Origin of the sequence: Bacillus sp. UNC322MFChir4.1 (genome assembly GCF_000746135.1) — a bacterium.
Taxonomy (GTDB): Bacteria; Bacillota; Bacilli; order Bacillales; family Bacillaceae_G; genus Bacillus_A.
Genome location: NZ_JQKQ01000024.1, coordinates 46,092 through 61,318 on the forward strand (window position 1 = coordinate 46,092; position 15,227 = coordinate 61,318).

Here is a 15,227-nt window from a genome sequence, read left to right on the forward strand (position 1 = left end):
TCGTAAATTATCTCTATCCATACATTCTCACAAATATTACTTTTTAATCGAGGTTTGTTTCCTTTTTATATTTTTACTATAACCTTTAATTATTAAGGGATTTTTAATCATGTGTGAAATTAAAGTAAATATTTTACTATTCAAGAGCAATCTGTAATTATTGAAATTTCCTCTTCACAAAAAAAGCTTTTGGAGAAGAAATTCCGCGAACGAAAATTCTTCTCCAAAAGTAAAATGGGTATAAGACAACATCATATTCATCCACATTTTTTCCCGACATTCGCTCCAATTGACAAAACAAGTAAACTTGCAACAGCAATAAAGGCAGGCTTATGTTCATTCTTCCCCCTATGCCACACCAATACTTATTAAAAGTTTAAAAGGAATTGAATTTAAATAAACAAGTTCACGTTTCCTTCAGACGCATCTGCTAAATACGCTGCAACTCCTGCAAATTCGGCATTTCCCATAATTTCTTCTTCTTTTAGTCCTAATAAGTCCACTGTCATTTGGCACGCGACAAGTTTTACACCTTGTTCTTTCGCCATATCGATTAAATCTGGCAATGGCATTACATTATGTTTTTTCATCACACTCTTAATCATTTTCGGTCCCATACCTGCAAAATTCATTTTCGATAACCCCATCTTATCTGCACCGCGAGGCATCATCTTTCCAAACATTTTCTCTAAGAAATTTTTCTTTGCTTTTATCGGCTCATCTTTACGAAGCGCATTCAACCCCCAAAATGTATGGAAAATCGTTACTTCTTGATCGTACGCTGCTGCACCATTTGCGATAATATACGCTGCCATCGCTTTATCATAATCTCCGCTAAATAATACAATTGTTGTTGTTTTCTTTTGTTCCATGCTGCCTCCTCCTACTTCCGGAAATTTTTACACAAAGAAGCTATGTGTCCACCAATATATCGGCGATTCTCGACATATTTCACTACACATACCCGTATAGGTAACCTAAAAATCCGTACAAAGTCCTTTCGCAAATGAAAGGACTTTGTATCTTTTGTTCATCTATTTAACAGTTACTCTGTTTTCCCTTCCCAAGCTAACATACCGCCGTTCATATTAATTACTTGGAAACCATAGCTTTCTAAAAATTGAGCTGCTCGCGAGCTTCTTCCGCCAGAAAGACATACAATTACGTATTCTTTCTGTTTATCTAACTCATGCATACGAAATTCTAATAAGCCAAGCGGGATATGAAGTGCTTCTGGAATTTTCCCTTCCGCAACTTCTTCTACCTCACGTACGTCAATAATGTTTACCACTTCATGATTCATTAATTTATGTTCTAATTCTTTCGCAGTCATTTCTTTCATTTTCCTACATCCTCCTTAACTCCAAGCGTTCATACCTCCTGAAACATTTATAATTTGTTTAAATCCCATTTTCTTTAAAATTTTTGCTGCTTGTTTACTTCTCATTCCACTTTGACAAATGACGATTACTTCTTTGTTTTTATCTAAGCTAGTTGCTTTTTGTACAAGTTCATTTAATGGCATATTTCGAAAACCTTGAATGTGATTGCCTCTAAATTCCCCTGGTGTACGCACATCAATCAATTGCTTATTCTTTTTCTTAAGCTCATCTTTTAGTTCTTTTCCGCTTATATTTTTTACTCCCTTAACAGGTAACAAACGAGAAATAATAAACAAGGAAATCAATGCAATCAACACACTATTCAATACTACATTCATATCCATACCCTCCTTGTTGTTACGCTTTTTGAATCCAAAACTTCAAAACTTCATCTTCTTCAACATGTTGTAATACTTCATGTCCACCTTTTTGTGACCATGCTGGAATATCTTTAATCGCACCTTTATCTGTTACATGAACTTCTAGCACTTCTCCAGTTTGCAAAGCATCCATCGCTTTTTTTATTCTTACGATTGGCATTGGACATGCTAATCCTTTTACATCTAATACTTGTTTGATATCCATTTTATATACCTCCAGTAGTATGTTTCATAATTTTATCCCGCATTAACGGGCAGTAAGACCCCCACTGACGGAAGTTTCACTTTATTCGTGTATTTGATAGCGGTTATCTCTCTATACATATACCTGTACGGGTATAATGAAATCGTTTTTAAAATCTGCCAAAAAAATTGACAGATTATCTGCTTTTTACAAGTAGTTGTACAGCCTCTTTAATGACATCTTCATTAGATGTATCGCCTTTTTCAAATTGCTCGCGAAGGCATTTCTCTAAATTCGTTCCGACAATTAATCCAATCGTACGATCCATTGCAGAGCGTGATGCAGTCAATTGTGTAATCACTTCTTTACAATCTTTTCCCTCTTCCATCATGCGAAGGACACCGCGAATTTGTCCTTCAATTCGCTTCAAACGATTTTTCATATCTTGACCGTATTCCAATGTATGAACACCTCCATACTTTCACTTGTTTTATGTTAAAGCAAAAACCCTATACATGCATATTATACCCTACAGGGTATGTTGTAAACCCTTTTTTTATTTTTTGTAATAACGTCCTATCAAAATTGACAGGACGTTATTCATATTAATGCGCAACGCGGTTTGGTAAAGCTGTCCCATACAACTTAAAACCACCATCAACATTCTTTACTTCATACCCGTTTTCCATTAAAATACGTGCCGCTACATACCCTCTCATGCCGAGTTGACACGTAATATAAATTTCCTGATCTGTTGGAATCTCGTGTAATCGATCACGCAATTCATCTAATGGAATATTTACAGATCCTTTAATAATGCCTTGTTTTAATTCGTTCGGTTCACGAACATCAATTAAATATCCGCCTTTTTCTACGATGTCATCAATTTCATGCCATTGCACGATATCAACAAGTCCCTCAATAATATTGCTTGCTGCATACCCCACCATATTTACAGGGTCTTTAGCAGAAGAATACGGCGGAGCGTATGATAATTCTAAATCAGGTAAGTCCATTACCTTCAATTTTCCTTTCATTGCAGTTGCAATGACATCGATTCGTTTGTCTACACCAGTACGGCCTACAGCTTGCGCTCCGTAAATTTCTCCTGATTCCTTGTTAAAGATAAGCTTTAGTAAAACCGGATACGCATTTGGATAATAGCCAGCATGAGAATTCGCTTGTACGTGAACTACCTCATAGGGCAAATCTAAACGTTGTAATACTTTTTCATTCACCCCTGTTGAAGCTACTGTTAATTCAAATACTTTTGCAATGGATGTCCCCATCGTTCCTTTATATATAGAATCGGCATGGCCATGAATAATATCCGCTAATAGACGACCTTGACGATTTGCCGGCGCTGCAAGTGGAATCATTGTTTCTGTTTCCGTGACAAAATCTTTTACTTCAATCGCATCTCCAATCGCATAAATAGATGGGTCAAAAGTTTGCAGCGTTTCATTTACTTTAATCGTATTTCGAACGCCTAGTTCCAATCCTGCCTCTTTTGCCAAGCTGCTTTCAGGCTCTACACCGATAGAAAGAATGATCATATCTGTATGAATTTTCGTACCGCTTTTCAGACGAATAACTGCTCCGTCTTCTTCAAAAGCCTCTACCCCATCTTCTAAAATGAGCTGAACGCCATGTTTTGTCATATGCTCATGTACGTATGCTGCCATTTCATAATCAATCGGCGGCATGACTTGATTGTTCATTTCCACAAGCGTTACATCAAGGCCTCTTTCTCTCAAGTTCTCAGCCATTTCAACGCCGATAAAGCCTCCGCCAATGACAGTCGCACGGCGCGGTTTATGTTCATCAATATATCCTTTTATACGATCTGTATCCGGTACATTTCGTAATGTAAATAATGCTTTCGCTTCGTCAATTCCTGGAATTGGTGGAACCATCGGCTTAGAACCTGGTGAAAGAATTAAAACATCATAAGACTCTTCGTACGTTTTATTGGTAACTACATCTTTCACCACAACTGTTTTTTCTTCTTTATTAATTTTGATTACTTCGCTTAAAATGCGAATATCTAAGTTAAAGCGCTTGGACATTTTTTCTACTGTTTGCACTAACAACTTTTGTCTTTCTTGAATCACTCCGCCAATATAATATGGCAGTCCGCAGTTTGCAAACGAAATATACTCTCCGCGCTCAAACATAACAATCTCATCATCTTCACTTAAACGACGCAGACGCGCTGCAACTGATGCTCCGCCAGCAACTCCGCCCACTACAACAATTTTTCTACTCATTCTTTTCTCCTCCTTACTTATACCCGTATAGGTATATAATAAACATAAAAAAATAATTGTGCAACACTTCAAACTCCTACTTTCTATTTGTTCACAAATTCGAAACAACTAAATAATCTTAATTTTTGTAACATTCCGTTCATATTCCGTTCATATTCTTATTTTAAAATCTTCCTAAAAATAGAATAAGGAGGTTATATATGTGATCCATAAACTTGCTCGCTTCATAAGTAGTCCAAAGGGTGCCAAAATCGTGTTAATCGCTTGGATTCTTGTTATTGGCGTTTTAAGTTTCATCGCACCATCAGCCAAAAAGTACGCAACAAGCAGTGGTGAAGGAAGCATCCATGAAGATACGCCGTCTGCTGTAGCGCAAAAGATAGTAGACGAACAATTTCCATCTAAAGATGGGGCCGTCGCCCTCCTTGTTTTTCATGGAAAAAACGCCATTACTGAAGCCGATCGTGCAAAAATCTCAGAAATTAGCAAATGGCTTTCCTCAGATGATAAACCAAAACATGTAGCAAGTGCCTTACCATTTCATAAGCTTCCAAAAGCCACACAAGATAAAATGTTCTCCAAAGATAACACAACCATTCTTTTAAATATTGCCTTAACGAAAGGTTTAGAATCAGATCAAATTTATGAGACATTGCAGCAAATTCGAAACCATATAAAACAAATGGATATCGGTGACTTAAAGCTTGAGATTACAGGTCCAGCTGGAATCGCAGCGAATACGATCACGCTGTTCAAAAATGCTGACTTCGTATTAATGTTTGCAACAATCGGATTAATTCTTATTATATTAATCATTATTTACCGCTCTCCATTGCTTGCTATCATTCCATTAATCATTGCCGGTATCGTATATGCAGTAGTCGATCGCATTTTAGGATTGGCAGGCCAAAACGGATGGTTCGTTGTTGAAAAACAAGCTCTTTCCATTATGATGATTCTACTCTTTGCTGTTTTGACGGATTATTGTTTATTCATCTTAGCTCGTTATAAAGAAGAGTTAAAAAAGACGAGTTCAAAGTACGATGCGATGCAAGCTGCTTTAACGCAAGTAATGGAACCGATTCTCTTTAGCGGCGGAACAGTGCTAGTTGCGATGCTTACATTGTTCTTTGCTGTCTTTAATGCATATCATAACTTCGCCCCAGTCTTTTCAGTTGCTATGGTGTTCATTCTTCTTGGAGGCATTACACTCATTCCCGCTCTATTTGCACTCGTAGGCCGAAAAGCATTTTGGCCGTTCATTCCAAAAGTAGCCGTAAAAGAAGAAAAGCTAGGCGGCTTCTGGACAAATATAGGCACTTTTGTAAAGAAAAAGCCTTCCATCACAGCAAGTATACTGTTAATCATGCTCATTCTTGCTTCACTAAACGTCGGATCTATGAAATATTCATTTAATTTATTGAAGTCATTTCCGAATGATACTTCATCGCGGCAAGGATTTGAAATATTAGAGGAAAACTTTCCACCAGGACAATTAGCACCTGTCACTGTCATTTTAAAATCAGATAAAGAAATTGTCTTAGACCAATCCTTTCTTGATAAATTAGCTTCATTATCAAGCGCAATGAAAAAATTAGATGGTGTAAACACCGTCACGCCGGAAATCACTTCCGCAGCACCAAATGCAAACTTACCAAAAAACTTCTTATCGGAAGAAAAACATGCCATCAAACTGCAATTAACTTTACAAGACAATCCTTACGACCAAGCTGCTTTAAATACAATCCGTCTACTACGAGAAAACAGCAAAAGTTTGTTAACGAATAGTGGCTTTGATTCCAAACAATATTCCTTACATTATAGCGGGCAAACCGCACAGCAATTAGATGTACGATCTTTAAATGAAAGAGATACAATTGTAACGTTCTCGCTCATTTCCCTTTTCATTCTCATTATGCTGACATACCAATCACGGTCAATCATTATCGCATTCACAATGATGATAACTATGTTACTTTCGTATTCCGCAACGCTAGGACTAGGTTGGATAATCTTTCATTACATTTTAGGCTACGACTCAATTAGCTATCGCCTCCCTGTCTACACCTTTGTATTTCTCATTGCATTAGGGGTCGACTACAATATTATGCTCGTATCCCGTATCAAAGAAGAAGCGCAAAAATATGAATGGAAAGAAGCTGTGGCACGCGGAGTTGCGTTAACAGGAGGCGTCATTTCATCAGCTGGTATTATACTCGCAGCTACATTCGCTGTGCTCATTACTCAGCCCCTTCAAGAACTCTTTCTGTTCGGTTTGACAATGACAATGGGAATTTTAATTGATACGTTTCTTGTTCGCGGTATGCTGCTCCCGTCGATTTTGATTTTTTTCAAACCAAGACGTTCCAAACATATTTCTTCCCTTCCAACAGATATAAAATAGCCGTAAAAATGAAAAGTGTGCACTCAGCACACTTTTTGTTTTCTTCGCAATTGTAATAACGTGTTCATCTTCCGTTCATAAACATTTCTTATTCGATAAAAGTAAAACTCCATCAGTTTTTTCTTCCTCCCCACTTCTCTTCTTTATAGGAGGAAGGATTACTATATATCCATTTTAATTTTCCGACATATAAGCCGCTGCTATCCAGAATAAAACATGAACGCTACTTGCTTGCTCCATTTGTTTTAACATGGCCCGTGGCAAAAAAAGGCCCTGACCGCTTCAAACACGGCCAGACGCTCTCGCCCATCTAAAAAAATGGTTTTTATGTTGATCTTTATGTCGGTTTTTCATCTATACATAACCTACAAACTCGTCTTTTGTAACTTTCTGTTCATATTCCGTTCATATTTCCTCTTTATGATAAGAGCATAGAACGAAACAAGGAGGAACAAACCTTATGTTTTTAGCACTTAAAGAATTAAAACAATCGAAATTACGTTACGGGTTAATTGGTACAATCATGATGTTATTATCATTTCTTGTACTTATCATATCAGGTCTAGCAAATGGATTATCGCATGATAATGCCTCTTCTATTATCGAAATGAAGGCAAACAAGTTTATTCTATCAGATGATGCAGATGGTAAATTGTTACGCTCGCAAATTAAGAAAGAAGATGTCGATAAAGCATTGGCACAAGTTGATGAAAAAGATGCAGTTCCAATGCATATTAAAGTATCAACATTTGAAAAAGAAGGAACTTCAAATAAAGTTGATGTGGCTATTTTCTCAAGTAAACAAGATTCATTCATTGCTCCAAAAGTGATTGAAGGAAAAAATGGGACGTTAGCAGACAATGAAGTTGTCGCTGATGAATCAATTAAAGAAAAAGGAATCAAACTTGGAGATGAACTAGTAGATCCTATTTCTAAAAAAGCTTTCAAAGTTGTCGGATTCTCGCAAAATCAAATGTTTAGTCATTCACCTGTTGTTCACATGAATGAAAATGTATGGGACGCTATTGCACTGCCAAATCAAAAAGATTACAGTGTAATCGCTCTAAATACTGATAAAAAAATCGATAACGCAAAAGTTGTTGATAAAAAAGAAGTACTACAAAGTATTCCAGGTTATAAAGAAGAACAAGGAACATTAACAATGATTATCACGTTCTTACTTGTTATTTCAGCATTGTTAATTGGCGTATTCTTCTATGTCATTACATTACAAAAAACACATCAATTAGGTGTATTAAAAGCAATTGGAACGAAAAACTCATATTTAGCAAATACATTAGTTGTACAATCTATCGTCTTAACTGGCGTTGCTCTTATTATCGGCATTGGTTTAATCTTTGCGGTAGAGGCTATTTTACCAGCTAGTATGCCGTTCTTATTAACAACAACAACAATCTTACAATATACAGGTGCCTTTATCGTAATTAGTATACTAGGTACATTAATTTCTCTATATCAAGTATTAAAAGTAGATGCATTAGAAGCAATCGGAGGTGGCATGTAATGGTAACGGAAGTAAAATGGGATAACCCATCGTCATTATTAACGCTTGATCAAGTAAGCAAAGTATACGGCGAAGGAGATACAGAAGTAACTGCCTTGCATCCAATTACGTTAGATGTAAAAGAAGGCGAATTTATCGGTATTGTCGGTCCATCTGGTTCCGGAAAAAGTACATTGCTTTCCATTGCAGGTGCACTTCTCTCCCCTTCAAAAGGAAACATTTATGTTTCTGGTCAAAATATAACGAGCTTATCAGAAAAGGAAATGACCGATATTCGCTTACGAAAAATCGGGTTTATCTTCCAATTCGCAAACCTCGTACCTTTCTTAACGGTAAAAGAACAACTTCTTTATATCGCTAAGTTAAAAGGAGAAGATAAAAAAGCAGCTGGTAAGCTTGCAGAACAATTACTGAAAACATTTGGATTAGGACATCGCATGAATCATTATCCAAATCAGCTTTCAGGCGGTGAAAAACAACGTGTAGCAATTGCTCGTGCATTCATGAATGATCCCGATTTAATTTTAGCTGACGAACCGACTGCAAGTCTTGATTCAAAACGTGCAAGAGAAGTCGTTGAATTAATGAAACAAGAAGTGAAGAAAAATAAAAAAGCAGCGATTATGATTACACATGATGAAAAAATGCTTGATGTATGTGATCGAATTTTAACGCTTCGCGACGGAAAATTATTACGAGAAAACGAAGTGTAAATCGCAATAATCTAAAAAACTTTCTTAGCCCTATTTCCATAGGGAATAAGAAAGTTTTTTCTTTATTCACAAGTACCTCTTCATTTTTTGTTTACGACATAATACAATTTAAATATAATAATCAAGCCAATTTCACATGTAATATTGCGTTCATATTCTATTCATAATTCTCATGTAACATATTTTATATAAGGAACATGACAGTTAGAAAGGAATGATGAACGTGTTAGCGTCTGCTATTATATGTATTACAGCTGCACTCATTTTTTATACAGTTGGCGTATGGAGTGAAAAATTCCAAAAGACATTAAAACCTTGGCATGTCGTCATTTTTTGGCTCGGACTCGTCTGTGATACACTTGGAACGACATTAATGGAAAAAATGGCCGAGGCAGGATCCCTGTTTAGTTTCCACGGAATCACAGGCTTAGCAGCCATTTTACTGATGTTATTCCACGCTGTTTGGGCAACAATTGTGTTAATCAAAAAAGATACAAAAATGATGACAACATTCCACAAGCTAAGTGTTATCGTCTGGTTCATTTGGCTAATCCCATATATTTCTGGCCTTATATACGGAATGACAAACCACTAATAATCGCAGTCTACTATCCAAAAATAACTATTGCTAATGCTATCTAGGAGGTATATGATGAAAAAGTTATATAATGCAGCATTCACTTATTTAATTATCGGTTTACTATCAGGTGTATTCGCGAGAGAATACTCAAAAGCACAAGGAATTGAAGGTACGACTTCACTATTCAAGTTGCACACACATGTGCTAGTTCTTGGATTTATATTCTTCTTGCTTGCCTTTGCTCTATCAAAATCATTTGCGTTCCATGAGGCAAAAAGCTTTAACATGTGGTTCATCGTCTATAATTTAGGACTAGTTTTAACAATTGGTTCAATGGCAGCGCGCGGACTTCTTCAACTCAATGGAGCTGATTTTAAAGGATTAAGTCATATTGCTGGAACGTCTCATACAATCACTGGTATCGCTCTCGTTTGGTTTATGATTCTATTAAAAAAATCGTTCAAAGGATAAAAGGAGGTCAAACATGAGCTTACCTGTTTTATCAAGTATTGTTGCTCTTTGTATGGCTGTTGGAATGATGTTTCTTCGCTTAAAATCAGCAAAGAAACCTGTAACACTTAAAAAAATTATCCTCCCGCCCTTTTTCATGAGTACGGGAGCATGCATGTACATCTTACCAGAATTTCGCTTAACATCATCTGAAATTCTCGAAGCAGTGATCGTTGGTTTATTTTTCTCTATTTTTCTTATTAAAACATCAAAATTTGAAATACGTGGAACAGACATCTATTTAATACCTTCTAAAGCATTTATCTTTATTTTAGTCGGTTTACTTGTTGTCCGCCTCGGTATGAAAGAATATTTAAGTCAATCAATTGATTTAGGACAATTAAGCGGTATGTTCTTCTTACTTGCTTTTGCAATGATCGTCTCTTGGAGAATTGGCATGTACCGTTCGTTTATGAGATTACAAAAGGAAATGAACTTTGTAAGCAAGAGTGTTTAATGATAAAAAAAAGTCCGATATTGTATCGGGCTTTTTTTATTGAAAACCTTTCTTCTTTTAGGTGGGCAAGAGCGTCTGGCCATGTATAGGAGCGGGCAAGGCCTTTTTCTGCCACGGGCTATGTTAACAGCAACAACTTATATCCGTTTCAAAAATTAGAAGTCTGTTTTTCTTCTACTAGATCATATGCTACTTTCTGCACTTTTGAAGTATTTGATTTTTCAAATGCATTTTGTAATCCTACTAACATCAAATTAGCAGCAACGACTGTTAAAGAGAAAAAGACGATGGGAACGAGCGCAATCCAAGGGTGAATAGAAAGCATGTGAAATTTATCTCCAATTAACCCAGACCATTCAAATGATAACGTCCGTGGCGGTTCTTTTGCAGGACTATGGTCAATCACTGTTCCGCCGAAGAACATCTTTAGTACTCCTAAATGCGCTAAAACGAGAAGAACTTTATTGAATTGCTGAACCAATAAAATGACTAACGTAGAACGAAGCTGCGGGAGTATATGTTTACGTAAAATGTGAAATTTGGATCCGCCTAATACAGAGGCAGCTTCCACAAACTCTGTCTTGAATAGTTTTTTTACTTCGTTCGCGACATAAAAAGACGTTGTCGGAAGCGCAAGAATGGTCAGAATAAACATTTCAAAAAGAGCACGTTGATAAAACGGCTGCTGAAATCCATCGATCGGCATCGACATCACATTTACTAGCAAAAAGTACGCTATAATCGTCAGCGGCATAATCGTAAAGCTATCAAAAAACGATTCAATCTTACTGCTCCAGCTTTTCAAAAACGTACCAATTCCGACGCCAAACACAATTGCAAATCCGACCTGCAGCATGGCAATACACGCCGATAAGCCAATGGTAAACTTTGCACCTTGTATAATGACATGAAGTAAATCATATCCATGTATATCACTACCTAGCAAAAAATGAGTAGACGGTGAGAATGGCGGCGCCCCAATCAAGTTCCCATTCTCATAAAGGGCTGTCACTTGTCTAATTTGACCATCATTGAAAATCGTATTCGCAACACTAGCAAGTATCAGTATGACTAAAAACAAGAAACTGAACAGAAATTGTTTTTCCCGTACAAGATGTTTAATCACCTATACTCCCTCCCCTCTCATAACAGCAGGTACAAATAGATCGTACGCTTTGTAAAGAATAAAAAATGGAATATAAAGCAACAAAAGCGTTACAACAAACACTTCTGGAAATGGATATTTCAAAACAAAATACACAACACCAGGAACATTAAACAAATACTCAACCATCAACAAATTTGAAAACATAAACCATACAATCGTTTTGGAATAATGAAACATCGTAAACAACACATTGCGGAGCACATGATGACGAAATATGTGATAGAAATTCAACCCTTTTGCACGAGCATACGCAATATAATCTTTTTGCAGCTCTGCTTCTACTTGCAGCAGAAAAATACGAGTCAACATAATCGTGGGGGGAATACTTAAACAAACAACAGGCATCAAAATGGACTGATTCTTCCATGTAGTGGCAATATTAAACACCATAATATCCGTTTTTTTAAATAACCAAAGCACCAAAATTTGAAAACACATAATGATGAACAAATCAGGTACTGATTCTAATATAACCAACACAAACTTCATTCTTTTCAATTTCTCATAGAAAAAGCGAATAATCAGATAGGTAAAACAAAAAGCACATACAACCGAAATGAAAAGTGCCAGCATAAACAGCCCCAAAGACTGCCAATAAAACTCAAAAACTTGCGGAAATATCGGCCGTAAACTTTTCCCATACGTCAAATGAGAAAAATCTAATAGCTTTTCACATAAGCCCCCAAGAGCTTTAAAATAATTATTTATATCAAATTCCATCCCTCTGAACAAACTCGGTAATGAGCTTAAACAAAGAATACCTGCGACAGCTAAAATGAGTTGTGTGATTGCTGTGGTGATTTTTTGGATTGTGATTGTTTTCATAACGCCCTTCCCCTTCCATCTTTCTCTCTCTACCACTCCTAAAATACAAAATATTCAATTATTTATAGTTGTAATTCCCCTTTGTTACTTAATAAGCTTTTTAATATGGCATTACTTATACGAAGATACTCATTAGCTAATGGAGGATCATTTTTTTCATAATAAGAAGCAATCTTCTCTGCATATTCTAAAGTTTCTCCTAGTTGATCATTCTTTTTCATAACTGGTAGACCGTGATGAATTAAATAGTGAATTAAAGATTCCTCTTCTCCTAATGCTTGTAGATACAGCACGTTTAACCTCACATATTCAGGGTTTTCTTTGTTTTCAAAAATGCAAAGCTCCTCTTTTAACATCTCAACTACTTTTTTATACTCTTGCATTTCTACAAGAATTTGTGCAATATTTCCTATTGTTAAGTAGTAGTCCTCTGTATATTTTTGCTTTAACTGCAACGATTTATGATAATAATCTAATGCTTTTACTTGTTTTTTCTGAGAATAATACAAAAAACCTAAATTATGCAAAGTTCTTGCCGTTTCTGACACATTTTGTATCAATTCAGCATCATCTAGCATCTCCAATAAGACCGTTTCAGCTGTCTTATATTCACCTGTTCTTATAAGATGAATTGCAATAATTGTTTTAACATGTAAGATACGATAAATATTACTCGTTTCCTGAAATACCTTTAAAGCTTTATAACCGAAATAAATAGCTAAAGTGGAATGATTCAATTTACTATGTACTAAAGCTTGGTAATAATAATATTCTTTTATTTTATCGCTGTAAGTTTCAACGGATTCACTGCTATCATTTAATACTTCTAATGAATTGGTAAACTCCTTCCTTTTAAAATAATATATAGCATATAAAAAATCTGATAAATACCTTTCATATTGGGAAAATTTCCTTTTATACTTGTTAATGCTCTCAAACCTTTTTTCAACTTCATCTAATTGATCTAGAAACAAATAGTATCGTAATTCACATAATTCATATAAAAAAATAAACTTTGTGCAACTTATATACTCTTTATGACTGTTCAAAAAGTTGTATAAAGAGTGCGCCTTTCCTTTATTTAACCGTTCTATCGCATCATAAAAACCATCTATTTTCTTTTGAAAATCTTGAATCTTTTTCTCTTCCTCTTCTATGGATATTCCTAATCGCTCACATAATAATTTTAATGTATCTAAATTCGCTTCTTTTGAGTTATTCTCTATTTTGCTTAAATGTGTAACTGAACAGATTCCATTGCACAATTGTTCTTGTGTCTTACACTGCTTTTTTCGGTGGTAGTAAATAATTTTCCCAATACCCATGCGCCTCTTCCCTTTCCAGTATTTCCTATGTAAAATTTTATCAACTATTCACTGAATATTCAATAAAATATAAGATTCCATAAAAAAAGGAAGATACCATTAATCGTTTGTCACGTTAATCGTACCTCCTCTTCTTTTTCATTAATTACTAGCGTGGCTTTACTTACACTCTTCTAATATCTATAAAGCTGTTATGCTAGATTTTAAGAATTATACAGTTCCATAACTTTCTCCACTACAAGCTCAGCAGTCCCCTCTTCTGGAGGCATCCACAAATTTGTAACCGGTCCATACACCACAGGATTGAGTTCTACTTCATATCCTCCGTATGTATATTCTTCTTTTGTAGGTAGATAACCAACATAACCGTTCGTATAGCCGCCAAAAAAGACAAGTTCGTTATTCAATCTTTCTTTAATTTCTAGGGCTGTTTCTGAAAATGGTTCCATTGGTATTCCAGAATATGAACCTTCATTGATTTGAAATAACTGAATTTCTAAATCAATCGCTAACTGTCTCATATTTCGTTTGTATTTATCTAACATGATCGTAAGCCATTGGTCAGTATTTACGCCCCAATGTGTTTCCGCTAATTGTGCCATCTGCTTTATTCCATCGGGTTCGGGAATATCTTTTAATTTCATTGGTAATGTGCTTGAAATAGTTTTCAACTTTGAAATTGAGTTGTACGCAATTGTTGGCAACATCGTTAAGACATTTCCACTTACTACGTAAGCCATTTGTTTTAATGATTCCATTGAACCACGATATTTGGCATTCACATTTCCCGCGGCCCCCTGAACAATTATTACAGGACAGTTAAGTGTTCTTTCAAGGATCTCCCTTGCCAAACCTGGGTAATCGGCTGATAATATATCACTATCTCCCTTTAAAACATTTGGATGAGCAGTACAAAATACAATGATTCCGGTTAAATCCTTTGTTTGATCGTTTCTAATAGCTAGAACTCCGATTCGTTTATCCACAACTCCATTTACATCAGCACCCATTTTTGCTTTGCCATCAGGTGTTTTCTCTCTTCGATTTATCCCTATTTCCCCTAACGTTACGTTCCACCCAACTTCAGATGCTTGCATATTGTCATTTGCGATAATAGCCGCTCTTATTACATTAGTGATGAGAATTGTTTTATAAGACATTATTAACTCATCATCGCCAACTGTTTCGGGACCAGAATGCGTATGAGTATACACAACCATTATGTTTTCTAATGGAACATTTAGCTCATTTGCGATTTGTTCCCGAATGATTACAGTATCTTCTATTAACATTCCTATGTTGTCAATGCTTATAAATACGGTCTTTGTTTGATTGCTTTCAAACACATATGCTGTTGCATAAATGTGTTCATCAATATTACGAATTCCTGTTTCTCTATGGTATCCGATGAAGTCGATACCTAGAGGGGGTGTGATATCTACTTTATATATTCCTACTTTACTCATTTGGATCTCTCCAGTTATTTATGTAATTGGTTATTTCA

16 protein-coding genes are annotated in these 15,227 nt (G+C 35.8%); 6 read left to right on the top strand and 10 right to left on the bottom strand.

The features are described from left to right. Positions 1-392: 392 nt before the first annotated feature. From BR72_RS10930 to cdr, 6 genes are all read right to left on the bottom strand, one after another. Positions 393-872, bottom strand: coding sequence for a DsrE/DsrF/DrsH-like family protein (locus BR72_RS10930; protein WP_035432936.1), 480 nt, complete (start codon positions 870-872; stop codon positions 393-395). 173 nt (positions 873-1,045) lie between these two features. Further along, the gene (locus BR72_RS10935) at positions 1,046-1,342 is read right to left on the bottom strand and encodes a rhodanese-like domain-containing protein (RefSeq protein ID WP_035432938.1); all 297 of its coding nucleotides are present in this window, start codon (positions 1,340-1,342) and stop codon (positions 1,046-1,048) included. 15 nt (positions 1,343-1,357) lie between these two features. After that, complete coding sequence (locus tag BR72_RS10940) at positions 1,358-1,726, bottom strand: rhodanese-like domain-containing protein (RefSeq protein ID WP_035432939.1); 369 nt, start codon at positions 1,724-1,726, stop codon at positions 1,358-1,360. Positions 1,727-1,739: 13 nt separating this feature from the next. Next, positions 1,740-1,967: a sulfurtransferase TusA family protein gene (locus BR72_RS10945; RefSeq protein WP_035432941.1), complete on the bottom strand. Its 228-nt coding sequence runs from the start codon at positions 1,965-1,967 to the stop codon at positions 1,740-1,742. Positions 1,968-2,142: 175 nt separating this feature from the next. Continuing rightward, entirely contained in the window at positions 2,143-2,406 is a 264-nt protein-coding gene (locus tag BR72_RS10950; protein WP_035432943.1) for a metal-sensitive transcriptional regulator, read from the bottom strand. A 145-nt stretch (positions 2,407-2,551) separates the two neighbouring features. Further along, a complete protein-coding gene (gene cdr, locus BR72_RS10955) occupies positions 2,552-4,216 on the bottom strand; it encodes a CoA-disulfide reductase (protein ID WP_035432945.1) in 1,665 nt (554 codons plus the stop codon). Positions 4,217-4,418: 202 nt separating this feature from the next. Between cdr and BR72_RS10960 the strand changes: the two genes are divergently transcribed. The 6 genes from BR72_RS10960 to BR72_RS10985 all read left to right on the top strand — a co-directional run bounded on the left by BR72_RS10960 (position 4,419) and on the right by BR72_RS10985 (position 10,405). Next, on the top strand, positions 4,419-6,620 hold the full coding sequence (locus BR72_RS10960) for an MMPL family transporter (protein ID WP_035432947.1): 2,202 nt from the start codon (positions 4,419-4,421) through the stop codon (positions 6,618-6,620). A gap of 460 nt (positions 6,621-7,080) precedes the next feature. Continuing rightward, positions 7,081-8,145, top strand: a complete 1,065-nt coding sequence (locus tag BR72_RS10965; RefSeq protein WP_035432948.1) for an ABC transporter permease — start codon at positions 7,081-7,083, stop codon at positions 8,143-8,145. After that, positions 8,145-8,858 carry an ABC transporter ATP-binding protein gene (locus BR72_RS10970; RefSeq protein WP_035432950.1) on the top strand — a complete coding sequence of 238 codons (714 nt, stop codon included), beginning with the start codon at positions 8,145-8,147 and terminating at the stop codon, positions 8,856-8,858. The genes BR72_RS10965 and BR72_RS10970 overlap by 1 nt, the downstream gene beginning before the upstream one ends. A 223-nt stretch (positions 8,859-9,081) precedes the next feature. Beyond that, positions 9,082-9,453, top strand: a complete 372-nt coding sequence (locus tag BR72_RS10975) for an HsmA family protein (RefSeq protein WP_035432951.1) — start codon at positions 9,082-9,084, stop codon at positions 9,451-9,453. Between the two features lie 57 nt (positions 9,454-9,510). Next, on the top strand, positions 9,511-9,909 hold the full coding sequence (locus BR72_RS10980; RefSeq protein WP_035432952.1) for a DUF2871 domain-containing protein: 399 nt from the start codon (positions 9,511-9,513) through the stop codon (positions 9,907-9,909). A 13-nt stretch (positions 9,910-9,922) separates the two neighbouring features. Next, positions 9,923-10,405 (top strand): CcdC family protein, encoded by a 483-nt coding sequence (locus tag BR72_RS10985; protein ID WP_035432954.1) that lies wholly within the window; start codon positions 9,923-9,925, stop codon positions 10,403-10,405. A 148-nt stretch (positions 10,406-10,553) separates the two neighbouring features. Here BR72_RS10985 and BR72_RS10990 read toward each other — a convergent pair whose 3' ends face one another. The 4 genes from BR72_RS10990 to BR72_RS11005 all read right to left on the bottom strand — a co-directional run bounded on the left by BR72_RS10990 (position 10,554) and on the right by BR72_RS11005 (position 15,189). Then, positions 10,554-11,531 (bottom strand): ABC transporter permease subunit, encoded by a 978-nt coding sequence (locus tag BR72_RS10990; protein ID WP_035432956.1) that lies wholly within the window; start codon positions 11,529-11,531, stop codon positions 10,554-10,556. Next, the gene (locus tag BR72_RS10995; protein ID WP_035432958.1) at positions 11,532-12,398 is read right to left on the bottom strand and encodes an ABC transporter permease subunit; all 867 of its coding nucleotides are present in this window, start codon (positions 12,396-12,398) and stop codon (positions 11,532-11,534) included. Positions 12,399-12,460: 62 nt separating this feature from the next. After that, complete coding sequence (locus tag BR72_RS11000) at positions 12,461-13,723, bottom strand: helix-turn-helix domain-containing protein (RefSeq protein ID WP_035432960.1); 1,263 nt, start codon at positions 13,721-13,723, stop codon at positions 12,461-12,463. 203 nt (positions 13,724-13,926) lie between these two features. Then, complete coding sequence (locus BR72_RS11005; protein ID WP_035432962.1) at positions 13,927-15,189, bottom strand: neutral/alkaline non-lysosomal ceramidase N-terminal domain-containing protein; 1,263 nt, start codon at positions 15,187-15,189, stop codon at positions 13,927-13,929. Positions 15,190-15,227: the final 38 nt, after the last annotated feature.